This is a genomic window from Fuerstiella marisgermanici (assembly GCF_001983935.1).
In the GTDB taxonomy this organism is placed as follows: Bacteria; Planctomycetota; Planctomycetia; order Planctomycetales; family Planctomycetaceae; genus Fuerstiella; species Fuerstiella marisgermanici.
This window is the reverse complement of the sequence record NZ_CP017641.1, coordinates 5,271,955-5,297,082: the sequence shown is the minus strand read 5'-3', so window position 1 is coordinate 5,297,082 and position 25,128 is coordinate 5,271,955. Positions and strand designations below refer to the sequence as shown.

Sequence of the window (25,128 nt, the reverse complement as noted above, 5' to 3'; positions counted from 1 at the left end):
GCCGCTCCAGCGAAAAGTCAGGCTTTTCACCGAAGCAATGGTTCGAATAGTTTGCGGCTACGGCCTCGATACAATGCGTACGACTCGCGTGGCGGTGAATTATGTCTGCCGAAACGTCGGAATGCAGCCGAAGGATCAAAATGAACAACCAAAACGAGATCGACGAAAAACTTGCCGCCGCCATCGAACCCAAGCTGCCGCAAGATCGGTCGATCGGGATCGGATGCATCGGCGCTGGTTTTATTATGGCGGACTGCCACCTTGTCGCCTACTGCCAACATGGCCTGAATCCCGTGGCCATCACGTCGGCCACCGTTTCAAACGCGGCCAAAGTTGCGGAACGGCATGCGATTCATCATGTCTGTGATTCTGTGGCAGAAGTCGCCTGTGCGCCGGACGTCGAAGTTCTGGACATCGCAGTGCCGCCCGACCTTCAGCACGACGTCATTCGATCCGCGTTGCAGACGGACCACAATCTGAAAGGCATTCTTGCTCAAAAACCGCTCGGTGGAAATTACGCAGAAGCTCTGCAGATTGTGGAGATGTGCGAACAGGCGGGCGTGGTTCTGGCCGTTAATCAGAACATGCGGTTCGATCAGTCTGTGATGGCTGGTCGCTATTTGATTGAAACCGGCACGCTGGGCGAACCAGTTCTGGCCACGATTGACATGCGCGCGATTCCTCACTGGATGCCGTGGCAACAGCGGCAGGGCTGGGTCACGCTGCGCATTATGAGCATCCATCATCTGGATACGTTTCGGTACTGGCTGGGCAACCCCGACCGCATCTACGCGAGCGTGCGTCCGGACCCTCGCACCAGTCAGCAGTTTGAACATTCTGACGGTATCGCGCTGTACATTCTGGAATACGACAGCGGCGCGCGAGCGTCAGCGTGGGACGACGTGTGGGCAGGCCCAGCTTGCGAAGGTGGGGCCGCCGATCTTGGCATTAACTGGCGCATCGAAGGCACGACCGGGATGGCTCGCGGAACAATCGGCTGGCCCGATTACCCCACACGCAGTCCCAGTACCGTCGACTACACAACAACAAGCGACAATGGCGAGTGGCATCAGCCTCGCTGGGATTCGGTGTGGTTTCCTGATGCGTTTATCGGCCCCATGGCAGATCTGCTGACGGCGCTGGAATCCGATTCGCCACCTCAATGCAACGGGCGCGACAACCTGCTGACGATGGCTCTGGTCGATGCCGCGTATTTATCCGCCGCCGAACAGCGAGCCGTCTCGCCGAATGAGATTGTGGCGGTAACAAAAAGCTAAATCCCCCGCTGTCTGCACGATCTCAACTCTGGCGACCATCGGGAGCAACGCCGGCGATTCAGTCTACACCCCGCTCATCGATCCGCCACGCCAACCGCCCGCCGGTGCGTATTGGCTGAGTTCTGAGAGGTGCGTGATGGATTGGAACGTGCGCGCGTCGAGGTCATGTGTTGCGTGAAGTCGGTAAGCGAAGACCTGCATGCCCGCGGCCAATCCGGCTCGAACACCAAAGTGGCTGTCCTCCACTACCGCGCAATGTTCCGGAGCAACGTTCATGGAGGCGGCGGCCTTCAAAAATAAATCCGGAGCCGGTTTCCACTTCTCGATTTCATACGCACTGAAAATCGTTGTAGGTTGGAAGTGATGATCCAGGCGAGTTGCCTTCAGGCAGACGTTCACCTTGCTGACCGGCGCGTTGGAAGCCACGCAGAAGGGGACCTGCAGGGAGCTCAGCAGTTCGTCTGCGCCGTCGCTGGGCTTCAGGTGAAGTTTCAGACGATCGATCTGACGGTTTCGAAAGTTGTCCAGAAAGTCGTCCGGTAACGATCGGCCCAGCCGCCCTTCGATGTCACGCAGCACGACCGCCAACTCATTTCCCGCGTACTGTTCCATCGCTTCCTGATGGCTGATTTGTACGCCGTGTTCCGCGACAAATTCGACCAACACCGAAAGACTCAACGTTTCACTGTCCACCAAAGTTCCGTCGCAATCAAATATAACGGCTCGAATTTCCGGCTCTCGATTCACTTGGTCGGTCCTGTCAGCGATTGAAAACTTGTGCGAAGGCGAAGGAATCGTCACCATAGCGAAATGATGAATGATTCAGAAGTGACGATTACGCTCTCCGTTTGGTACCGACGCTGCTGTCGATTCCTTGGTCTGGCTGCGTTTGCAACGATCTTCGCCTGCACGTTTGGCACTGCGCACGGTGAGGACGACGCAAGCGAATTCGATCGTGTTCGTCAGTTGCTGGAATCGCGATGTTTGGCCTGCCACAACGACACGGATCGCAAAGGTGACTTCAGCCTGCAATCGAAATCCGCGCTGATCGAAAGTGGTTTCGTGACCGCAGGTGACGCGGCTGATAGTCACCTGCTGACGACTTTGACCGCAGACTCCGGCGGCGTCCCGTCGATGCCGAAGGATGGCGAACCACTGACGGACGACGAGGTACGTTTGCTGCACAAGTGGATCGGATCCGGTATGCCGTGGCCCGATGGAATCACGCTTCAACAGCACACGGTGGACGACTTCAACTGGTGGTCGTTTCAACCAATCCGCCGCCCCGCGGTTCCTGCTGGGGATAAGCTTAACAATGGTTGGCAGCAGTCGCCTATTGATGCCTTCATCGCCAGGCAGCACGTGGAGAATGGGTTGATGCGATCCGGGCCGGCGGATCGCCGCACTCTGATTCGACGCATCACTTATGACCTCACCGGTCTACCGCCGACGCCTGATGAAATTAGTGCGTTTGTCGCCGACGACAGTCCGGATGCGTATGAGCAACTGGTGGAACGACTGTTGGCGTCGCCGCGATATGGCGAACGCTGGGCGCGGCATTGGCTGGACGTCGTGAAGTATGCCGACACCTGTGGCTACGACAAAGACAAACTGCGGCCGAACGCGTGGCCGTATCGCGATTACGTGATTCGGTCGTTCAACAACGACAAGCCTTACGCACGATTCGTGCAGGAACAAATCGCCGGTGACGCATTGTTTCCGGAAGAAGTGGACGCAATTCCGGCGCTGGGTTTTATCTCCGCCGGGCCATGGGATTTTATCGGCCATGTCGAAGTGCCGGAAGAAAAAATCGACGGCAAGGTTGCTCGGAATCTCGACCGTGACGATATGGTCAGCAACGCGATGAACACGTTCTGCAGCATTACCATCCAGTGTGCTCGCTGCCACAACCACAAGTTCGACCCGTTCACTCAGGAACACTATTACAGTCTGCAGTCGGTGTTCGCGGCCGTGGATCGAGCCGACCGGCTTTACGACACGGACCCTGCCGTTGCACGCCAGCGACACGCCTTACAGCAGCAGGAACGCGAGATCACGGCCGATTTGAAAGCCATCGATGATCGCGTGAAGACAGACGGCGGCAAAGAACTGGCGGCGATCGATCAACGGATTGCCGATCTGAAGTCTCAGGCGGCGGCTCTCTCAAAGCCTGCGGAGTTCGGTTACCACAGCCAAATTTCGTCTACGGCGGCTGCTGAAAAATGGGTGGAAGTGGACCTGGGCAACGAAGTTGAAATTACGACGGTCGTTCTGCACCCGTGTCACGACAACTACGCCGGGATCGGAGCGGGCTTTGGGTTCCCCGCGCGATTCAGGGTCGAAGCATTCAGCGATCGTCCGGTCGATACCGAATCGAAAACAGTGCAGCAGCGATTGGTCGAATCGTGGGATTTCACGAACGCTGATTACGCCAACCCCGGACTCGCGCCGGTCGCGATGGTGCCAGGTAAATTTAAGGCTCGCCGAATACGTATCACGGCAACGCATTTGGCCACTCGCAAAAACGACTACCACTTTGCGTTGGCTGAGCTGCGAGTTCTCGACGCCAGCGGAAGTAATGTCGCCGCCGGCGCGAAGGTGACGGCGCTGGATTCGGTCGAAGCTCCGCCACGCTGGCGGAAGTCGAATCTGACTGATGGCATCTGGCCGCAGAATTCCAACCCGCAAGCTGCGGAACAACTGGCCGATGCCCACCGCCGTCGCACCGCCATCACCGCACGTACGCTCACGCCGGCTCTGATCGCCAGACAGAAGCAGTTGCAAATAGAACGCAGTCGAGTGGCCCGCGAGCTATCAGAACTGCCTCAACAACTCACTGTCTATGCAGCCGCAACGCATTTTAAACCACAAGGCAACTTCAAGCCGACTGCGGGAACGCCGCGAACCGTCAGCGTGTTGCATCGCGGTAATGTTCAGCAGCCTGGCCAAAGTGTTAGCCCGGGTGTCGTGCCGTTATCCGAAGATGCAGATTGGCAGTTGCGTCTGCCGTCGGAGCACTCCGAATCTGATCGGCGAGCCGCCCTGGCTCAATGGATAACTGATCACGACAACCCACTCACGTGGCGTTCCATCGCCAACCGCATCTGGCAGTATCACTTCAGCAAAGGGCTGGTTGATTCGCCGAATGACCTCGGTCGCATGGGCCAGTTGCCAACTCATCCGGAACTGCTGGACTGGCTGGCCGACGAATTTCGTCGCACGCAATCCTTCAAACATATGCATCGTCTGATCGTGCATAGTACGACCTACCAACAAGCATCTCAGCACAATTCTGCTAACGCCGCTGTGGATAGTGACAACCAATACCTGTGGCGAATGAACCGACGTCGCTTAACCGCCGAAGAACTTCGTGATTCCATTCTGGCTGTCAGCGGGCGACTTAACCTTGAGATGGGCGGCCCGGGGTTCTATTTGTTCGAGCTTGAAAAAGCGGATCATTCGCCGCACTACGAGTATCACAAGTTCGATCCTGACGATCCCGCTTCTCACCGGCGTTCTGTGTATCGGTTCATCGTGCGGTCGCAGCCAGACCCGTTTATGACAACATTGGACTGCGCCGATTCATCTCAAAGCACGCCACGTCGCAACGAAACGCTGACATCGCTGCAGGCCCTATCGTTGCTGAATAATAGCTTTAATCTTGCGATGGCGAACCACTTTGCGGCTCGAGTGGCGGATTCGAAGTCACCGGCCAGTGACGCGTTCACATTGGCAACGGGGCGTGAGCCAACCGATTCCGAACGGACCGCCCTGCAACATTATTCTCAGCAGCATGGCCTTAGAAATTTGTGCCGCGTGCTGTTTAATCTCAGTGAGTTCGTCTTCGTGGATTAAGCAATCCAGCGGCGGTGGAACAGGCCCCATTCAACCACGGCGAACAACGCCGCTGCCAGGGTGAGGTACATCCATGCAGGCCGACCGGCAGGTCCGGCCGCAGATGCTTCTGTTGTCGTTGAAACCACAGTTGCCAGTTGTAGATCGCTTTCCTGAGCGTCTGCCACATTGCAGGCAAGCAGCAATTCTTGGCTGTGAGCACTGTCTTCCGCAGCGGAGTCCGCTGGTTGAAGATTTTCTGCCTGCAACTTCCACACGCCTGCCTGGTCCAGCGTTAATACAAGTTCGTTGGAAGCGGCTGCACGAATAACACGCTGCGAGCCGTCTGGAGCAATCAGCGACAAATTTGTGGTTGTGTTTCCGTCACTTCTGAGCAGCGCTGGCGGCAGTGAGATCGTGGTCGACTGGCCGGCCGTGATCGCTTCCATCATGTCACCGGAATGGCCCGATAGAAACGACAATGCATTGCTAAGCAGAATAGGAAAGGCCGTTCGCAGCGGCAAATCGCTTTTTTCCAGATCGATCGTCAGCACCAATACGTCGCCTCCTTCGCGAGGGAACCGGACGTATAGCGGAGCACCGGACACGGTTTCGATCAACGCCTGATGCTCACCACGCGGCACAATTTCCGACACCTGAGGCAGCAACACGTTGTCCAGACGCACATGTCGCAGCAATTCGCTGGCATCGTCCTGCTGCCCAATCAGTGGCTCGTCAATCGTCGAATTTCGTTCCCACAAATCGGTGGATGAATTTGGTTGGATTACGATGACGTGTCCGGCCGGTATCACGTCCGGGACGTTTCTATGTAGAATCAGGATTCGGTCGGAAGGAAGTGACTGCGGCGGGTTGGTGGCAACTGTCAGTTCAACCACTGAGTTCGCTTCCAGCACACGTTGTAAAAACCAGTTGCCGTCGGTCACAAGGGTTACCGGAATACTTTTCCTCGCCAGAAGAACGGCCGAAGCTTCGTCATCAGCCGCCAATGCGTTCAGCGTTGTCGGCTGTGCAGAAACAGAGCCGTCCGCTGACGATTCGGCAAGATCCAACTTCGTCGTCAACACGCCTCCTTCAGCGGAAGTTTGCTCCAGCACACGATGCCAGACTTCCTTCGGTTCCAGCGACAACGGAAGGACATCCAGCAGACGTCCGTTTAATTGAATTTCAACGCTGCATTCTGCAGCGTTGTCGTTCATGTTTCTGATTTCGATAAGCGTCTGATAGCTAAGCGGATCACTAACATTTCGTCGCACCTGAAATTGAGTGATCCCGACATTACCAGGCGTGGACCCCACCTGCGACCATTTAACACCTGGATCGGCCGCCAGTTTGGTCGCCTGCGGGAAGCAACCGTCTGACACCACAATCACTTCGCCATTCGGATGTTTCGCCAGCAGCCTTTGTGCAACGCGAATCGCTGCCGGCACATCGGCTGCTCCATCCGTGGTGCGAATTGATTCTGTCAAACGTGTCAGAGTCGGTGGATGGCTGGTCAAGCCGCTGACGACAGTGGGCGAAGTGTGTGCGGCGACGATCGCCATTTCGTCGGCCGCTCGCAGAGAAGCGACCAGGTCCGTCATCACGACTTTGGCTGCGTCCATCCGAGTACGACCGTCGGATTCCGTGGCCTGCATGCTGGCCGACGTGTCGATCACCACCACAACTCGCCGCGGCTGCCGAGCCTGGCTCGTGAAAACAGGATCTGCGACGGCGACCAGCAACAGCGAAAGCCAAAGCAACTGTAGCAGTAGCGATACGAGGTGCCTGAGCTGCCGCCACAGAGTTCGCGTTTTCTTTTCTTCGAATACCTGCTGCCAAAACATCACCGTCGACACCGGCACGCGGCGCGGGCGTGTCTTCAACAGATAGAAGACCACAATCGGCAGCGCCAGCAGCGTTCCCAGCAGTGCGGTGGGGTTGAGGAAAGTCATGAAGGTAAAGGCAGGAGGATAAAGGCGGGAGGCTGAGGCTCGAACGGTAAGTGCGAATTACTGGTCGCATTCACCGTTGCGAAAAGGCGGCGATGCCTCCGGCGGCGGCGAGCCCCAGCAGGACGGCGAACATGATTTTCCAGATGCTGTACGGTCGCTCGCCCTGCACTTCGCCCGTTGCCGCGTTGATGAAGACCTGGTAAGTCTTGTCGTGGTACTTATATGCCAGCAGCCAAACCGGCAGCAGCAAGTGCTTAAACGTGATGGCTTCGTAACGGCTGTCGATGGAACTCACTCGCTGAGTGTCGCCGCCGATGCGCTGGCGAACTTCCAGATTGATCGCAGCGTCGACTCGCCCCTTGGCTTCTTCGAAACACGGGTCGAGTTCAATGTCATAAGTGCGCGCCATGTGGCCAGCCAGCATCTGCTGATTGAAGGGAACGACTTTCAACAATGGCCACGGCTCCAACTCCAGCATGAACTTTCGATTCAGCCCCGTGTTCGCTAATACCAGGACGTCGTCAAAGAAGCGTTGGAACCGTCCGCTGGCGGGATACCAGCGAGTTCTCCGTTCTCGCCGTTTGTTCTTGCCGCTGCCAACCGTGACGTAGTAGTGCTCACCTCGCTGGCCGGAATACGCAGTAAACGTCATCGAATCGAACGTGTAGTAAGACAGATAAACGCCGTTGAATTTTCCTTCGGCCCCCTGCTTTCGAAACTGATTTGGGGCGAACCAGCGGGAATCGACCCATTGAGCCAGGTTTTGTTTTGCGTGAGCCCGCTCAATTTGAAACGGCAGCACGCCGTCCACCGGAATCCGGTGCTCCTGGCATTTGTGAGCGTTTTCAAGCTGAATCGGCGAACCGCAATACGGGCAATGTGTACTGGTAAGCGTTCCGACGAATTCTACGTTTCCGCCGCACGAATCGCAGCGCAGTTCGTTGCGTGTTGTACTGTCGCCTGAACCATCCGTGTCGCCTTCATCCAGCTTTTTCTTCGCGGCCGCTTCACGCCATTCGCGAAGCTTTTCGAGCATCGCGTGGAAGTCCTGCTCGATGACCGCGTCTTCCTCGTCCAGTTCAATTTGCTTGACGTGGCCACAGTACGGACAGGCCAGCACCTGATCGCCGATTCGGAATTCCAAATCGGCGCCGCATCCATCGCACGGGAAGATTCGCCCCTGACCGGCATCAAACGTTTGACCGATGCCGTTGGTCGCGGCGTCTTTCAGTCGAAGATCCAGCGGACCATCGGCATCCACCTCCGCACCGCGCGGCAACGGCGGCGGGTTGCCCGTGTCTGAATTTTCCGGAACGGTGTCTGCCATCAGCCAGGCGGCCCTGTCATCTCCGAGGTGGAATTCGCCAGGATTCCAATAAAGCAATCAGCAAAGGGGACTCTGGCCAGTCCCGCAAACAACTTTAGGATTCTCCTACAGCCCCGGCGGTGGTGGTGGAGGCGGTGGCACTGCGCCGAACGAGCTGCTTAGCTGTGGCACCTGACCTGCCGCCGCCCAGCCCTGCATGCCGTTTGTCCAGACCATCGTATCCGGCTTCACTTCACCAGACGCAATGCCGCTCGCCAGTTGCTGCATCGAAAACGGCCCCTGAGTCTGGCCATTGACGGCCACGTGCCATGCGGCCGCCATGGGCGGCGGAGGAGGAGCCATGCCGGGCGCGGCGCCGGGTGCTGCACCACCCATCAACCCGGGCTGCATCATTCGGCCAGCCATCGCGAAACCGAGTCCCAGCCCCATGCCTTCGGCCGCTCCGCCGCCTGATGGATTTTCGGCGGCTGCGGTCATTGCCTGTCCCATTTGGTATTGTTGGAACTTATTCATGTCACCAATCACGCCCATGCTCGTCCGTGTGTCTAACGCTTTTTCGACGGCTTCCGGCAGTGAAATATTGACGATGAACAGCTGAGGAATTTCGAGACCATATTCGTCGTCGATCCGTTCCTGCACGGCCTGACGAAGAGTCTCACCGAACTCCTGATACTTGCTCGCGAGGTCAAGTGCTGCGACGTTTGAAGATCCCAGCACGTCGGCGAACGTGCTGATGATGATTGACCGAAGCAACTCGGTAACTTCATCCGCGTCAACAACTTTGTCAGTGCCGACCAGCTCTTCCAACAGAGCTTTCGGTTCGACGGCTTTTACCGCGTACGTCCCGAATGCTCGCAGGCGGATTGGACCAAATTCCGGATCCCGCAACATGATGGGATTCGGCGTGCCCCACTTTAGGTCTGTAATTTGCTTCGTGCTGACAAAGTAGACCTCAGCGCGAAACGGACTATTGAATCCATACTTCCACCCCGCGATGGTGCTCAACAACGGCAGGTTGTCCGTCTTCAGTTCGTAATGCCCGGGTTCGAAGACATCGGCAATCTGTCCACGATGGACAAAGACAGCGGTCTGCCCCGGCCGTACGATCAGCTGAGCTCCATTTTTGATTTCGTTTTGGTAGCGAGGGAATCGCCACACGAGCGTATGCCTGGAATCGTCGACCCACTCGACGATGTCAATCAGTTCGTTACGCAGCTTTTCAAACAACCCCATCGACAAACTCCCGTTTTCCAGTCGCGGATCACACCTGAAGGTTTACCAGTTTCACGGCCCGGCATAGTGTAGAAAAGCGCAGACAGTGGGCAAAGGCACTTCATATGCCTTGGCCATTCTCCGACCGGCCGTCGATGGCCGCGTGATGGTCTTGGCCGTAGGAAAGTTGGCGACGAGAACCCTAAGCAGAAGCCTTGGGAAGAAGGTCGGAGATGGAAGCACAGAAAATCGGCCGTCGGTTGAGCCCCAACATCAGCAGCAGGAAACCGTTTGAGCTACCCGGACAGCATCCCAGGCGGTGGTGAGTTCGTCCTGCCGAAATTGCAGCGGCGAACCGGATTCGGCAGAGTTTTCTGAAGCAGATTTTTTTGACAGGCATTGCCCGAATCCTGACCGCAGGGCGTACGGGTGGGGCACGAATCTGTGTCTGGAACTGAATTTCGCCACAGCAGAAGCCGAGATTGTCTAAGTGCCTTCGAACAATCCCTAAGTAAGTCGGCCCGCAGCTTGCCGCCGTGCCGGAAGGGCTATTGTGCCTGGAATGCGTGGGTGCATGGTCATCGCATCAGTTTGAAGTATTTCTGTACGGCTTTCTGACACTGGTGAAATGTCTGAATGTGGTGTTCGTCTTATTCCCCAGGATTGCGATTCGGCACCATCTGAGCAATGCCAATCAGAATGTGGCAGGAGAGCACGCATGACGACTCGGAACGCATGGATGCCTCGAATCGCTCAGACACTGTCGTTGTTGTTGCTTTGTTTCGCCGCCGACGTTGCGTGCGGACAGGCTGTTCAGCAGGCGAGTTCTGCTGCGGCGACAAGTGACGCCGTCGCACCGCCGGAACTCGGATCTTTGCCGACCATTGCGATTCCCGACAAGAACGAAAAGCCATTTTCCATTCCGCTGAAAACGAGTCTGGGATTCACCGGCGGCGACACGCTGTCGATGACATCGGTCAAAGCGGGAACCAACGTCCCGATTTGGTATTCGGGTACGCTCGGCAACGGTGGGCCGGATATGTTGCTGACCGCCGGAGCAAACTTCGGGGCCGACTTTCTGGACAGTAGTACACTGCTGGACGTGCAGGACACGCTGTTCACGGCTGGCGGCAGCCTGACTCTGATGAAGCGGATGAATGATCGCTGGCGGCTGGTGACCAGTGTGAATGTGTCGTACAAGGGCGATGGCGACGCGACCGCCAACGTCGTCAACGTGTCTGGGATGGGCATGGCAATGTGGCACAAGAGCGAACAGGTGCAGTGGACGTTCGGAGTGGCCGCCACCGGACAGCAAAACATTCCCGTGATTCCGATGGTCGGCGTTACGTGGAAACCCAACGACGACTGGGAAATGTCGCTGGGCATTCCGCAAACCCGAATCGCTCGTCGAGTCGACTGGTTTGGACCGCAAAGCGACACGTGGCTGTACACCGGCGTTCTGGGGCTGGGCGGAGGCACCTATGCCGTGCGGCGAGACAGCGGCCTGGACGATCAACTGACCATCAAGGGTTTTCCACTCGCGATGGGACTAGAAAAACGAGGCGACGGAACAACGTGGTTCTGCGAACTGGGCGTCGTCGTTGCTCGAGAAATCGAATACGAAGTCACCGGTGAAACCGAAGATATCGGCGAAGGTCTGTACGCTCGTGTTGGGCTGAAGTTCTAAGAAGTTTGGGAAAGCCGTGCATCGCCCACGAGTTGTCTTTTACACCTTGAGGCTGAGCCAACCGGTTTCGGTTATTCACGGAGCCAACGTTTCGCTGTTGTCCGTCTCAGCACAAGTCTTTTTCAGCAGGGCATGCAGTTCCTGCACTATCTGCGGATGGCTTCGCGACACATCGGTGGTTTCTTCAGCGTCATTGGTCAAATCGTGGAGAACGAAGGACACTGGAAAGGCGTCATCCAATAGCTGATCGACGGTTTTCGGGCCATTGACCGTGAGCTTGAACGATCCCTTGCGGATGGCAAACGTGCCATTGCTCTGATTGTGCACGATCGCTTCGTGAAACGACTCGGGTCGCGCTTCTGCTGTTAGTGCCTTGAAGAAACTCTTGCCGTCTTCGGCCGTGTTCTCGTCCAGCTCGATATTTAGCATCTCTGCAAGGGTTGGGATTACGTCATTGAACACGATCGTCGTTGCGCAAGCCTCGTTCGCTGCGATCTTCTCAGGCCATCGAACGAAGAATGGGACACGATGTCCACCCTCTTTCAAGCCCGCCTTCCAGCCCTGGAAGGGGCCGTTCGAATCGTGCCCGTAGATAGCGGTGTCGCCACGAACCCATTTGGCGTGATAGCCTCGGGTTCGATTCACCGGTCCGTTGTCGCTGGTGAAGATCACCAGCGTATTCTTTTCGATGCCGAGTTCCGCGATCCTGCTCAGAAGCCTGCCCACGTGGTGATCCAGTTCAACCACGAAATCTCCATACGCCCCAGCCTGACTGCGACCGACGAATTCCTTATTGGGGACGATTGGATTGTGCGGCGTCGTCATCGCGTAGTAGAGGAAAAACGGTTGATGCGGACGGGTGCGTGTTGCCGTTTCAATAAACTCGCACGCTTTGGCCGACAGAGTTGGGACGAGGCGATCCATGGTGTGGCCAGCGGCAATGATGTTGTCATCTCGACCGTACCATTCACCATACAGTTCCGTTGCTTCCTGCGAAGACAGAGTCGGGATGATCGTCGCCCGATTGTTTTCGATAAACGTCGATGGATTCATCTCCGCCGACCCGGCGGTCGCGAAGGAATAGTCAAACCCGTAATCCCGGGGCCCTTTCACCACGGGGGACGCGAAGTCGATGTTGTCAAAATCCTGATAGTTGGGATGTTCGCGAATCACGTCCCGCGCGCTTTCATCTCGCAGCTTCCAATCGATCCCCTGGTGCCATTTCCCGACCAAACCAGTGAGATATCCGGCTTCTCGAAGTAGATCCGCGATCGTCTTCCGGCCGGGTTCAATCAGCGTGCCTGCAAAGTTGGCCAGATTGCCACCCGATCCCAACCGGGTGCGCCACATATACCGGCCGGTCAACAGGCCATAGCGCGAGGGAACGCAATACGATCCTGCAGCATGCGCATCGGTAAAGATTACACCTTCTCTGGCCAGCCGATCCAGATTAGGCGTGAGGATCTTGCTGTCGTGGTTAAGAACGCCGACATCACCATAGCCCATGTCGTCCGCCAGTATGACCACAATGTTGGGACGGCTTTGGGGATTAGTGGAAGCGTTTGCAGCCACCGTGGAAACCAGCAAAAGATTCAGAGCGGCCATTGCAAGCATTGCACTGACGGCTTGCCGAAGTTTGCTTCGCTGTAATAAAGGCACGAGCACCTTCCTCGCGACAGCTGGGTTAAGTGAGTTTGTCGAATCGCAATTGGTGACTCGCACGTTGACTGGTTCCTAAGCCGCAATGTGGTTCACGAAAGGAGCAGCGGGCCGGGCTGGCAACCGCATGCTGGTCATCCGGCTTACGCGAACAGAAAAGTCTCGTTGACTTTCATTCTATTTTCCGGCGGCAACCACGCACAACTCAGCAGCGTTTGGGTCAAAGGCACGTGACGAAAAGTGACAGGCCAATCGTGGCGGCTCAATCGCACGATTTTGCTGACGTTGTCGCACTGCGGGACCTATGCCGAAGCCAATCATTATCGCCACCGCAGCCACGACGAAGTGTGCGGTGAGTGCCTGCTTTGCGTCGCAGGCAAGCTTCGCCTCCGCCCTCGCTTTCCTTGCTGCTCGTGGAATCTTCACCCTTCCTTAACTGAACCTTCACGCATCTAACGAGACTTCCCGCCAAGTCACTCGCACGGCAATCCGTCGCGGGCGATGGGATCCTGAGTGTGAAGATGGAGTCTTAATGATTCATGGATGCTTCATTCAAAACTCATAGGTCAGTGCGACCCTTCCCGCCATTTGGTTCCGGTCGTTATTGAAATCCAACGGGGCCGCTTAACGGATTTTCAGAACGTCGCCAATGAGTCTGATCAGCTCGACGGCTTTCGGAACGGTTAGTTTCTGTTGCTCACTGCGGGGGTGGGCCGAAATCGAGATAAGCCGCATTCCCGTATTGGCGTGCTTAGCAAAACGATGTGGCGCTGCCGCACTTTGGCATGGAGTCAAAATCGACTCCCGATACTTTCCTCTGATAGGCATTTGGTAAGGTTAAGAACACATGAAGAAGACCCCTCTTAAGCAAGCCGCTCGTCGCGGTTTTACGTTGATCGAACTGCTGGTCGTTATCAGCATTATCGCCATTCTGATGGCGTTGATTCTGCCTGCGATTCAGTCGGCACGAGAAGCTGCTCGCAGCACACAATGCAAGAATAACCTGCGTCAAATGGGAATCGCCCTTTACGCATTCGCAGAGAATGATCGCTACGATCGCATCTGCTCCGGAGCGTACGACTTTGTTCGCGATGGCGACCCAACTCAGTTTGGCTGGGTTGCAGACATCGTCAGTATTAATGGCGGTCGACCGGGCAACATGCTGTGCCCTTCCAACGTTATCAAAGGCCTGGAAAAGCTAAACGACATGCTGGGGACCGTTAATACGTCGAACACGTCGAAGGCTCCGGCTGACCGCGATGGGGTTGGCGGATTCATCAAAAAGTGCGTTGATTCCGGGACGATGACAGTTGCTGGTGGTGTCTACACAATCACTCCTGGTGCTGCTCACGACAATATCGTCAAACAAACGATCGAGGCTGGCTTCAATACGAACTATGCGTCAAGCTGGCACATGGTTCGTAGCGGCGTCCTGCTGGCTGCGCCTAACGACCCGGATGGTTTGGTCGAAGGCACCGTCAAGGGCAGGAAGTGCAAAGACTTTCAGGCTTCCAAAGGCCCACTCAAGCTGTCTGTGATGGAAACGTCTGACGTTCCGTCCAGCAACGTGGCTTTGCTGGCTGATGCTGCTCCTGGTGATGCGAAAGAAGCGATTCTGTCGCTGGGTGATCCAAGCGGCGTTCCTTTGAATGCTGACCTGTTCAACGGTGCCCGACTGGGCGAATCCTTTAACGATGGTCCGGCTTACTGGGACGACGCAAACAATCGTATCCGCCTGATGGACAAGGGCGATCTCGATGGCGAAGTCCTCGCCAACTACATTCCCAGCGGCTACCCGACCGAAGGCGAAGTTGTGGTGGAAGGTAACTATTCAGCTGGTGGCTCATCGGGAACGGGTGCCGCTGGCGAACTGGTGCTGCAGGACACGCGTGACTTCTACGCCGTACACCGAAATCAGCCTAACGTCCTGATGGCAGATGGCAGCGTAAAAGTGCTGCGAGACAGCAATGGTGACAATTACTTCAATCCTGGTTTTGCGGCGACCACCGGTACTGCAGACACCGACGGATACACCAGTGCTTTGTGCGAAGTGAATGCCTTCGATGTTTACTTCGGTATGAACCTGTCTGACGGAGGAGTTAGCAAAGGAAACTTTGAGTAACTGTTGCCATGCTGCGTGGCTGCCGATTCGAGGTGGTCGCGACATGCGGTCTTGAAATGTACCGATGACGACCGACTTAATGCCTGGCAGATAAGTCGGTCGGTTTTCTTTTTGCGGGTTCGGGGCATTTCGCTCGAATAGCTTCCGCTTAAAGGGCTGAACTTCCGTGAAACTCACTTTCCATATTGCTGCGTTTACGTTGGTGTCGTTTTGCCTGGCCGGTTGCGGGGGCGAAGACTTCAGCACACCGCCTCCGGGGCTGGCAAATGTTCGAGCGAAGTCGGCTCCGAAAGCAGAATCGGACACGGACGAAGCGGCTATCCCACATGCGGATTCGTTAGCCGAAGCGGTGTCGAATGACTCTCAGTCAGGTCAACAACCGGAATCAATCACGACCGAGCTTCCTGGCGTTCGGAAGGCTGATGGTACCGGACCTTCCGCAGACACTGTCAAACTTACCACGAATGATCAACCTGCAATTGCTGCGGAATCCGCAGAGCAGCCCGCATCGGTGCTCAAGGGCGTAGCTGTCGGAACGCAGGACGACGCGGTTGTCACTGTGGGCGGGAAATCGACAGCGCAAGTCGAGGCTAGCAAAGATCGAAAAGAGAGTGCTGCCGCAGCCGGGATGTCGTTGCTGGACAAACTCAAAACCGACGACGTGGCGAAAGAGAAGGTTGCTCGTCGTGGCACTTCTCCTGCCGCACGTCAGGTAATGACTCAAACCGGACGCAATGCGATTGCTGCCGAAGCGTGGTACCGGCTTCGCAACCAACTTGCGAAGCGTTTTTACGTCGCAGCCACGCAGGACGGCCGCAGGATTGCCGCTTCGTTTGGGGCGAGCCGTTTGGCTGTGCTGGATACTCAGGTGATGCCACCGTTGCCAATTCCGACAGCCGTACCAATGGCTGCTCGCATGCAGCAACAACGGCTACTCAAGCCGGACGTCACGACACGTTACCTCAGCAATCTTCCGGGAACCATTTCCTGTCTGGAATTCATTCCGTCGGGGAATGTCGTATTGGCGGGCACGGAAGACGGCCGAGTGATCGCTCGCAGCAATGCAGACCTCACGGACTGGGATCTTTACGCCCAGGATTTATTTGCATGGCAGGATGAGCACGCTAACCCCACACGTGTTTCTGACGCGTCCGTTGTTGTTCTGAAAACGATCAATGACCAACGCCTGCTGACCGTGGATGGCGGCGGGGTATGTAAAATCTGGGAGATGGCTCAGGTGGTGCATCCGCCCGTCAGCCCTTTGGACATCACCGAAGCCCAGGCAAAATCCCCGGAAACCAAAACTACTACCGCTAAGCCGCTGCACACCGTGGAGTTGCCAAGAGCTCGCGTGTTAAGCCTGAAGATTTGCGGCCACCGGGCCTTCGGAGTGGCCGTGACAAAAGACGAAGTGGTTACCGTTTTCGATACCGCTTCCGGACAGGTACTGCAATCGATTACAGCAGCGCAACTTGATGACACTCAGCCTGTCTGCGGAATTGTCAACGAGCAGTTAAAGCAGATCCTTGTGGGGCTTGCCGACGGTCGAATCTTTAAGCTGGCCTTGCCAGGCGGCGATGCCGTCAAGGGAGTCGATGAAGATGGGAACGACACGAACTTCCAGATTGTGTTTGCTCCGGAAGCCCACGATAGAGACGGAGCCGTCACCTCGCTGGAGCTTAATGATGACCGAACCCTGCTGTATTTCGGTCGCTCTAACGGCACGCTTGCGACTTTCGATCTGAAGCGAAGTCAGATCCAGCAAACAGAAAAACTCCACAACAGCCCGGTTGCGGACATCTTCACGACACCTGCCGGCCTGTTTTCTATTGCCGACAATCGTCTGGCAAAGCTGTCACATATTCCTGTGGTCGCTGGCCACAACGCCGCCAATCAGACCTTACAACTGCCCGTCGATTCTGTTTTAAATTCCAAGGAACTAGTCGAACGCGATGAACTCATGCCGGGCCAGCGCGCTAATCCTCGTCCGATCGTTCGAGCGAACCCAAACCTTGCCGATGTTGATGAATCGTTATCCGGATTGCGGCCTGCGGACCCCGTATTGGCGCTGTACGAGCATCAATTGCGAGTCGCTAAGGATTCGGCAACTCAAGATGCCATTCGTCAGAAGATTTTTGGTTTGAAGCCGGAACGAGAAGTTGCGGTCGACAAGAGCTACGACGAGGTAACTCCAGTCAAAACGGGAGAACTGCAATCTGAATTCGATTTTCAGAGTCGGCCGTTGCAGCGTGTTGTTATGTCTGTGAGCAACGACGGTGCAATTCTGGCGACGGCTCAGGCACGCAGGTCTTTGCCTTTACGAGCTGGAGGGCCAACACGCCCTGTGGCCGTGTGGGACGTGGCTACGGAGACGAAACTCCGCACCTGGCAGGTTCCCGGTGAATTGACGAATTTGGTGCTTGAAGTGAACTCTGGCTCTTTATTTTCGGAGCCGTTCTACGGAAGGATGAGGCTGTCGGATGGTCGTTTGGTCACAGACCAATCCCCCTCGCAACTGTTAACGAGGCCGGTGTTATTTCAAATGTCGCCTCAATCGACGCACCTGGCAATCGGTATGGCCGGCGCGCCGGGCACGGCTGGCAATGTGGTACAAATGGTCGGTGTGACATCGGACTTCAAGCATGAGGGGATTGATGCGTTCGAGGGCGTGACTTCGGCGATGGCGTGGTCACCTGACGGTGGATCATTGTTCGTTGCCGTTCGCGAACGAACGCAATGCCGTCTGCTGGAACTGGAATCTCCCACGTTACAGGTGCGATCAGAAATCGATGCTGAACGGATGGAAGGTGCCTGGAATGTGGATGCATTTGATCCTCATCGCAGTATCGCCGGCGCGACACACTTGCTGCCTTCGCCCGATGGTAAGCTTCTGGTGACGTATGGTCACCACACGTCCAGACAAAGCCCATATCAAATTCGGTTCTGGCAAAAATCAAAAGACGGTTGGCCTCAGGAAGACGTGAAGGTGGTCGACTCACAACAGCCCATGCTGGAAACAGAAATGACCGCCACTCCGATGGTTTTCGTGGACCAGCAGTCTTCACAACTGGCAGTCATCGGTAGCAAGGGCTTCGCGGTTCTTGACGCTCGCACAGGCAGCCTTCAAGGCAGTCAACCGCTTCCGAACGTCGACGATCGCCGCCCGGCGGCCGTGTTTTCTCCAGACGGCAAGTGGGCGTTGGCCGGTGATCGCGAGGGAAATGTTTGGGTCTGGGAACTGAGTTCGTTGAACCGCCCACCGCGGCATTTTGCAGCTCAGGCAGGCCCCATTACAGGGCTGGCGATGTCGCCGAACGCCCGTTTTCTGGTCACCATCGGCGAAGAAAATCGAATTCGCACTTGGGACGTTTCCGCGTTTCTAAATGATGCGGAAAGATCCACACGGAAATCGCGCTAGGTCGCAATGGGAGGCGAAGCTACTGCACTGGAGGAATGTCTTTCAGTGCAACGAAGGTAACACAGGTAAGTGATAGTTCACCGAAAGACTTTAAAAGATGCCTCAGACAGAACGACGCGGAAGCCAATTCGGCGTTCGCAATCGAGGACTCTATTCGCGAAACGGTCACGAAGATGTTCGGGGGGACTCGACTGCAACAGGAGCCCCGGGCTACGAATCTGCGAAGGCCGTCCACCCGCCCTCAAGCGACAGTGTGGTCGAGGCCGGTGCGGATGACCTTGCGCTATTCATGATCGAGGACGATTCGTCTGCGAACACAGACAAGCCGAGTCAGCGACGTTCGGTTCTTCCGTTACCTGAGACGGCAGGAGTTCTGATCGCCGACGACAAGCCTGCTGAAATCTCTGGCAACGTATCAGCAGCGGAACCCGCAGACGATGTCGTGCTGGTGGCCCCGCCGAAAGTCGCCTCGGATTCGAGTTCAATGGAAGTCAATGTGCAGCAGAGGCGTGAGTTGGCGCTCCGGCGGTTCCAGCAGTTGGCCGAAGACGCCAGGGCCGAGCTGCGTTCCAGGCAGGAGCCGGTTGCTCAGAAAATTCCTCGATCATTAACCAAAGCCATTAAAAGGCTGGAAGAAACCGCAGCGGAGAAGATCGACGACAAGGTGGCTCAGTTGCACGCCGTTGCGAAAACCGGTTCAGCTGCCGCGATTGATTCATTGCGGGACTTTGCCAACCGGCGCCATCCCAGGATCCGGCAGGCATGCGCCACCGGGTTCGGCCTGATTGATCATGCGTCGTCCAGCATCGCTTTGTTGGATATGCTGAGCGACACTTCGCCCGAAGTCGCCGATGCAGCCGCGCGCAGTTTGCTGCAGTTGGGCCATCCGGAAACGATCGCTCCATTGGTTGCGATGGGAACCGCCAACGTCCGCAGCCGAACCGTGATGCTGACAGAATTGCAGGAGCTGGATCAGGAGCAATGTGCACGTCTTACTGAACCGCTAATGGCGATTCTGAAGACAGTCAAAGACGCGGACACTGGAGCGTTAGCGCTCCATCTATTGTCCACGCTTCGGGGCAGTGATTTGTTAAAAATGTATGCCAGCCTGACAAGACACAAAGCCGCTGAAATTCGAGTCGCCGCGATTGAAGCGTTGGTGAACACGGAAGAAAAGCAGACGGTGCGGTTGCTTAATAAAAGCATGATTGATCCGTCCGCCAGGGTTCGAGCGGCTGCTGCTGCGGGCCTGGCCAAAATTAGCAGTCCCCGAAGTGTCTCGCTTCTGGCCGAAGCGCTGCAGGACAAGCACGCGACCGTACGGCGTAGCGCCGCAAGAACGCTGATGACTGTTGACGGCCCGGAAGTGGCGGCCGCGGCTTCCAGAACTTTAAACGTCGAGACCGATCCCGACACCATCGGATACCTGTTGGAAGTTCTGTCCAAAGGTGGGACCGATGACGCTTTGGTAACACTACGGAAGTATCTCAAGTCTGGCAATGTGGCTCTGCAGCAGCGAGCGATCACAACATTGCGGCGATTGAAAAATCGAAAGGGAGCGAAAATGTTGCTGCCCTTCCTTGAGGACGACAACCACGAAACCCGCCGTCTGGCCACCGAAGCTTTGGGGCAACTTGCAGAACCGGCCGTCCTGCCGACGCTGCGTAAAGTGCTGAGCAAGGATTCTGACGAGAGTGTACGGGCTGCTGCAGCACGATCTTTGGGCGAACTGCAGGACGCAAAAGCGCTTAGCGCTCTTGAGGAAGCGTTGCATGACGAACGCGCTGTGAAGTGTCAGGCTGTGATTGCATTGGGGAAGTTGAAGCAGAAGAAGGCGGTACCCGCATTGCTGGCTCAGCTAAAGGACCGTGCGCCGGAGGTGCGCTATCACGCCTGCAACGCGCTGGGAGAAATTGGTGAATTGGCCAACCCGGAGCCACTGCAAAACCTGCTTGACGACAAAGAAGGCATGGTGCGCCGCGGAGCCGAGGCAGCGCTGACCAAGCTGGGCCATAAATTTCGAAAAGCGAGGTTGACCAACCAGTTGAAAAAGTTGACCTCGACCCTGATGCCCAGCGCTGTTGCTGGTGCATTGCCCGGAGGAACAATGGTACTGGCAGCGGTGGTGGCTCTTGTGGTACCTGCGGCCGGATACTTTGCGTTTAGGACGATGGACTTCGCGTCAGAACCGGACTTCCCGATTTCGGATGTGCGAGCCATCGCGATCAGCAACGACGGAACGCAGGCCAGCATTGCACGCAAGTACAATGTGATCGAAGTCTGGGACCTGAACTCGGGGGCATGCACGGTTCGTCTTCAAGCCGATGCCGGCGGCGACGGAATTGTGTATCAGCAAAATGGCAATGCGCTTGTGCTGTCTGGCTCGAAATCGTTTCAGTTGGATTCAAAGACCATCGCAGACAAACGAAATGATGCGCTGTCGCCGTCGACGCTGGAAAATGTCAGCAGTCACCGGATGGCTCGTACGCCTGACGGCAGCAAAGCTGTGCTGTGTGCGACGACTGGTGATGCGGTCCTGGTTGATTTGGAATCGGGTCGGCAAGGTTTGAGATTCACCATTGCCGATTTTGGCGAGAATGATTCCCTTGCCGTCAGTCCGGATGCGTCGCTGGCCTTTGTGGGAACGCCGCGAGGATTTCTGAAAGTCGTGTCGCTTAGCGATGGAAAGGCGATTGGTCGACTGGATATAGGAAAAATCATCGAACTACCCGGCGTCGCGGTCACGGCGCTGGCGATTGATTCGACGGGAGTCAACCTTGCCGTAGGCACGTCGTCAGGCAAGGTCATCGTCATCGACACAAACGAATTAGAGGTGTTGGGCCAGCCATTTAGTGGCGAAGGCCGCATCGTGGGGCTTAAGTTTGAAGCGACGACCACGCGACTAAATGTCATCACCAGCAAGATGGTTTTGGCGTCCTGCAGTGAAGACTTCAAGACATCGAAGAATCTGACGGCTCGACCTGCAGATCGTCCCGAACGGTATTCGTTCTCCGTCGACGGGAAAATCGTCGGCATGTGCTATGCCGAGAGCAACGGCTTCTGCGTCGTTGACATGTCTGCTGATCGGGTACTCGCCAAGTACCCACTGAAGTAGAGGACGCGTTTCTGGAACGAAATTCCGGGTTACGGCAGTGCGTCGCATGAGCAAACGCGGTCGGCAAACATGGTAAGACGCCGCACGCCCCCGATCTGTCATTTGGAAACTGCTACGCCTGCAATGCCAGTCGAACACCAGCTGTCCGGAAGTTACGGTTCTGTATCTGGTGATACCCACGCTGTCGAAGTCTGCTTCAGTGGTCTGCGATTGACGGCGCGAAACGCCCTTCGACGAGTCCTCTGATGTGGCATTCTGACACGCTGCATCAAGGGGCCGAGCACTGCGTTGGGCAGGTTTGAACAGGGCGGGCCAAGAACCGGACTGGGGCTGGCGTTGGTGTGCCGGATCGTCGATCATCATGCCTGCATAATTTCCGAAAACCCGGATCCTGCATGAACGAGTCGGATCTGAGCAAAGTCGACAGCTTGATGTGCAAAACAGCCACGCCCTCGATCCCCATTTTTTCCGCGCATGACGTGACGAAGGTCTACGAAATGGGCGAAGTGAAAGTTCATGCGCTGCGCGGGGCGACTCTGGAATTGTTTCGTGGCGAACTGGTGGTGCTGCTGGGACCGTCGGGAAGCGGTAAGTCGACCTTGTTGAACATTCTCGGCGGTCTGGACACGCCGACGTCCGGGCACGTGATGTTTCAGGACGAAGATCTGACGGCGGGCAGCGATACTCAGCTGACGCGATTTCGTCGAGAGCACGTGGGCTTTGTGTTTCAGTTTTATAACCTGATTCCCAGTCTGACGGCCCGCGAAAATGTCGCCCTCGTGACGGAAATCGCCGACGATCCGCTGACACCGGAAGAAGCTTTGCGGATGGTGGAACTTGGCGAACGGCTGGATCATTTTCCGTCGCAAATGTCCGGTGGAGAACAACAGCGAGTCGCGATTGCTCGAGCGATCGCCAAACGTCCCGAAGTTCTGCTCTGCGATGAACCGACCGGAGCCCTCGATGCAAAAACCGGAGTCATCGTGCTGGAAGTGCTGGAACGCATCAACCGTGAAATGGGAACCACGACGGCCGTGATTACGCACAACGCGATGATTGCGGAAATGGCGGACCGCGTGATCAGTGTTTCGGACGGCAGGATTTCGGAAGTCCGAGTGAACGAAACAAAGAGGTCGGCGACGGAGATTGTGTGGTGACTGCTTGAAGGCCATCAATCGCAAACTTGTTCGCAACGTACTGGACATGAAGGGCCAGGCGATAGCGATTGCGCTGGTGATTGCGTCCGGCGTCGCGATGTCTGTGATGTCTCTTAGCACGCTGAAAACACTGGATGGAACTCGAGCCGCCTACTACGAACGCTACCGGTTTGCTCAGGTCTTTGCCGGATTCAAACGTGGGCCGCGTACGCTCGAATCGCGAGTGCAGCATATTCCTGGTGTCGCCCGAGCTGATTTAAGGATCGTTCAAAACGTCAACCTGATCGTGCCGGGGTTGCCTGAACCAGCGGTGGGTAAACTGATCTCCATACCGGATCACGGCACGCCGAAACTTAATCAGTTGTATCTGCGGCGCGGTCGACTTCCGGAACCGGGGCGGCTGGAGGTTCTGGTTGGAGAATCGTTCGCCAATGAACACAGTTTTCAGCCGGGGGACTCTGTCGAAGCGATTCTGAACGGACGGTTGCGCGAGCTGACGATGGTTGGAATTGTGTTGTCGCCCGAATATATCGTCGAGATGGATCCCGGCGATATGCTGCCCGACTTCAAACGCTTCGGCCTGTTCTGGGTGCCGGAAACTGAAATGGAAGCGGCCTTCGACATGGAAGGAGCAGCCAATGATCTGTCGCTGACTTTAATGCGCGGCGCCAGCGAAGACGACGTGATTCGACGGCTGGACAATCTTCTCGATGACTGGGGCGGCGTCGGTAGTTACGGTCGCGATGAACACATGTCGCATCGCTTCATCACCGACGAACTGGCGGGATTGGAAGCAATGGGGCTGGTGACTCCGATCATTTTTATGGCGGTGGCAGCGTTCCTGCTGAACATGGTGATGACGCGCGTTATCGCAATGCAGCGAGAACAGATCGCTGCGCTGAAGGCGTTCGGATACTACAACCTGGAAGTTGGCTGGCACTACTGCAAAATGGTGACTCTGATTGTAGTTGCAGGCGTGGTCGCCGGAACGCTGTTTGGCGTCTGGATGGGGCACGGGATGGCGGCGTTATATGCCGCGTTCTTCAAATTTCCGATCTTCTATTTCCAGTTTGATCTGCAGACCGCCGTGATCACGGCGGTGCTTAGCGTCGCAGCGGCGCTGGTGGGAACGTTGAATTCGCTACGAGCCGCCAGCCAGCTTCCGCCGGCAGAAGCCATGCGTCCTGCTCCACCAGGCAAGTTCAGCAAGACGATCATTGAACGAATGGGCCTGCAGCGTTTGTTGTCTCCCGCCTGGCGGATGATCATTCGCCAACTGCATCGACAGCCGTTGAAAGCCGTGTTCTCCGTGTTGGGTATTTCGGCTGCTGTCGGCATCCTGGTGCTGGGCAACTTTATGAACGACGCGATGGACTTTCTGATCGACTTTCAATTTCGCCAGGTGCAGCGTCAGGACCTGCAGGTCAGTTTGTTTGAACCGACTGGTATTGATGTCGTTAACGATTTTCAACACATCACCGGCGTCCGTCAGGTGGAAGCGTTCCGAGGACTCGCCGTGCGATTACGGAACGGTGCTCGTTCGCATCGCACGGCCATTCAAGGCATGGGAAAGACGCGCCAGTTGTACCGCGTGGTCAATCAAAACGGAGTCGATCAGGACCTGTCGCGGGACGGGCTGGTGGTGTCTGATGCGCTGGCCCGCAAGCTGAACTCGCGCGTCGGTGACAGTGTGGTGGTGGAAGTTCTGGAAGGCGAACGTCCGGTCACGTCGGCTCGCATCGTGGGCACCATCGACGATTTGTCGGGCTTGAATGCCTTCGCATCGCGAGATTTCGTGAATCGCATCACTCGCGAAGGACCACGTATCACAGGAGCGTGGATGACGGTCGACGCCGAACATCTGGATGACGTGTATGCATCTCTGAAGGAAACCCCGTACGTTGTTGGCGTCAATTCCAAGGAAGCGACGATCGACAGTTTTACCAGCACGGTGGCTGACAGTCAGCTGCAGATGCAGAGTTTCGTGATCGGTTTTGCGATCGTGATTGCCGCTGGAGTCGTCTACAACACGGCTCGGATTACGCTGTCCGAACGCGACAGGGAACTCGCCACCATGCGCGTGTTGGGGTTCACTCACGCCGAAGTTTCGGTCGTTCTATTGGGCGAATTGGCGCTGCTGACATTGGCGGCGATCCCGGTCGGTTTGGCGTTCGGTTATGCGATGGTTTGGCTGACGACGACCTCATTGGCGACCGACTTGTTTCGCATTCCGCTGGTGATTTCGACCGGGACGTTCGCTCAGGCGGCCATCATTGTGTTGCTGGCCGCTTTCGCTTCAGGCTGGATGGTCAGGCGGCGGTTGTATCACCTGGATTTGTTTGCGGTGTTGAAGGGGAAAGAATAGAGC

General features: G+C 56.4%; 13 protein-coding genes. 8 read left to right on the top strand and 5 right to left on the bottom strand.

Features of this window, described 5'->3' with window-relative positions; translation table 11 throughout:
* Positions 1-140 precede the first annotated feature (140 nt).
* Positions 141-1,277: a Gfo/Idh/MocA family protein gene (locus tag Fuma_RS19730; RefSeq protein WP_077028436.1), complete on the top strand. Its 1,137-nt coding sequence runs from the start codon at positions 141-143 to the stop codon at positions 1,275-1,277.
* Positions 1,278-1,340: 63 nt separating this feature from the next.
* Here the strand turns inward: Fuma_RS19730 and Fuma_RS19725 are convergent, their stop codons facing one another.
* Complete coding sequence (locus Fuma_RS19725; RefSeq protein WP_077028435.1) at positions 1,341-2,024, bottom strand: HAD family hydrolase; 684 nt, start codon at positions 2,022-2,024, stop codon at positions 1,341-1,343.
* Between the two features lie 63 nt (positions 2,025-2,087).
* On the opposite strand from Fuma_RS19725, the gene Fuma_RS19720 reads away from it, so the two are divergent.
* Positions 2,088-5,132 carry a DUF1553 domain-containing protein gene (locus Fuma_RS19720; RefSeq protein WP_218922214.1) on the top strand — a complete coding sequence of 1,015 codons (3,045 nt, stop codon included), beginning with the start codon at positions 2,088-2,090 and terminating at the stop codon, positions 5,130-5,132.
* On the opposite strand, the gene Fuma_RS19715 is transcribed toward Fuma_RS19720, so the two are convergent.
* The 3 genes from Fuma_RS19715 to Fuma_RS19705 form a co-directional block, all read right to left on the bottom strand.
* A complete protein-coding gene (locus Fuma_RS19715; RefSeq protein WP_077025631.1) occupies positions 5,129-7,063 on the bottom strand; it encodes a vWA domain-containing protein in 1,935 nt (644 codons plus the stop codon). The genes Fuma_RS19720 and Fuma_RS19715 overlap by 4 nt on opposite strands.
* 70 nt (positions 7,064-7,133) lie before the next feature.
* Complete coding sequence (locus tag Fuma_RS19710) at positions 7,134-8,390, bottom strand: TFIIB-type zinc ribbon-containing protein (RefSeq protein WP_077025630.1); 1,257 nt, start codon at positions 8,388-8,390, stop codon at positions 7,134-7,136.
* Positions 8,391-8,495: 105 nt separating this feature from the next.
* Entirely contained in the window at positions 8,496-9,623 is a 1,128-nt protein-coding gene (locus Fuma_RS19705) for an SPFH domain-containing protein (RefSeq protein ID WP_077025629.1), read from the bottom strand.
* A 697-nt stretch (positions 9,624-10,320) separates the two neighbouring features.
* Between Fuma_RS19705 and Fuma_RS19700 the strand changes: the two genes are divergently transcribed.
* On the top strand, positions 10,321-11,289 hold the full coding sequence (locus Fuma_RS19700) for a DUF6268 family outer membrane beta-barrel protein (protein WP_077025628.1): 969 nt from the start codon (positions 10,321-10,323) through the stop codon (positions 11,287-11,289).
* A gap of 75 nt (positions 11,290-11,364) precedes the next feature.
* Here Fuma_RS19700 and Fuma_RS19695 read toward each other — a convergent pair whose 3' ends face one another.
* Positions 11,365-12,894, bottom strand: coding sequence for a sulfatase family protein (locus tag Fuma_RS19695; RefSeq protein ID WP_158521067.1), 1,530 nt, complete (start codon positions 12,892-12,894; stop codon positions 11,365-11,367).
* A gap of 901 nt (positions 12,895-13,795) precedes the next feature.
* On the opposite strand from Fuma_RS19695, the gene Fuma_RS19690 reads away from it, so the two are divergent.
* The 5 genes from Fuma_RS19690 (at position 13,796) to Fuma_RS19670 (ending at position 25,125) form a co-directional block, all read left to right on the top strand.
* The gene (locus Fuma_RS19690; protein ID WP_077025626.1) at positions 13,796-15,070 is read left to right on the top strand and encodes a DUF1559 family PulG-like putative transporter; all 1,275 of its coding nucleotides are present in this window, start codon (positions 13,796-13,798) and stop codon (positions 15,068-15,070) included.
* 166 nt (positions 15,071-15,236) lie between these two features.
* Positions 15,237-18,488, top strand: coding sequence for a hypothetical protein (locus Fuma_RS19685; RefSeq protein WP_077025625.1), 3,252 nt, complete (start codon positions 15,237-15,239; stop codon positions 18,486-18,488).
* Between the two features lie 97 nt (positions 18,489-18,585).
* Positions 18,586-21,603: a HEAT repeat domain-containing protein gene (locus tag Fuma_RS19680; RefSeq protein ID WP_077025624.1), complete on the top strand. Its 3,018-nt coding sequence runs from the start codon at positions 18,586-18,588 to the stop codon at positions 21,601-21,603.
* Positions 21,604-22,034: 431 nt separating this feature from the next.
* Positions 22,035-22,760, top strand: coding sequence for an ABC transporter ATP-binding protein (locus tag Fuma_RS19675; protein ID WP_077028433.1), 726 nt, complete (start codon positions 22,035-22,037; stop codon positions 22,758-22,760).
* 4 nt (positions 22,761-22,764) lie between these two features.
* Complete coding sequence (locus tag Fuma_RS19670; RefSeq protein ID WP_145944263.1) at positions 22,765-25,125, top strand: ABC transporter permease; 2,361 nt, start codon at positions 22,765-22,767, stop codon at positions 25,123-25,125.
* Positions 25,126-25,128 lie beyond the last annotated feature (3 nt).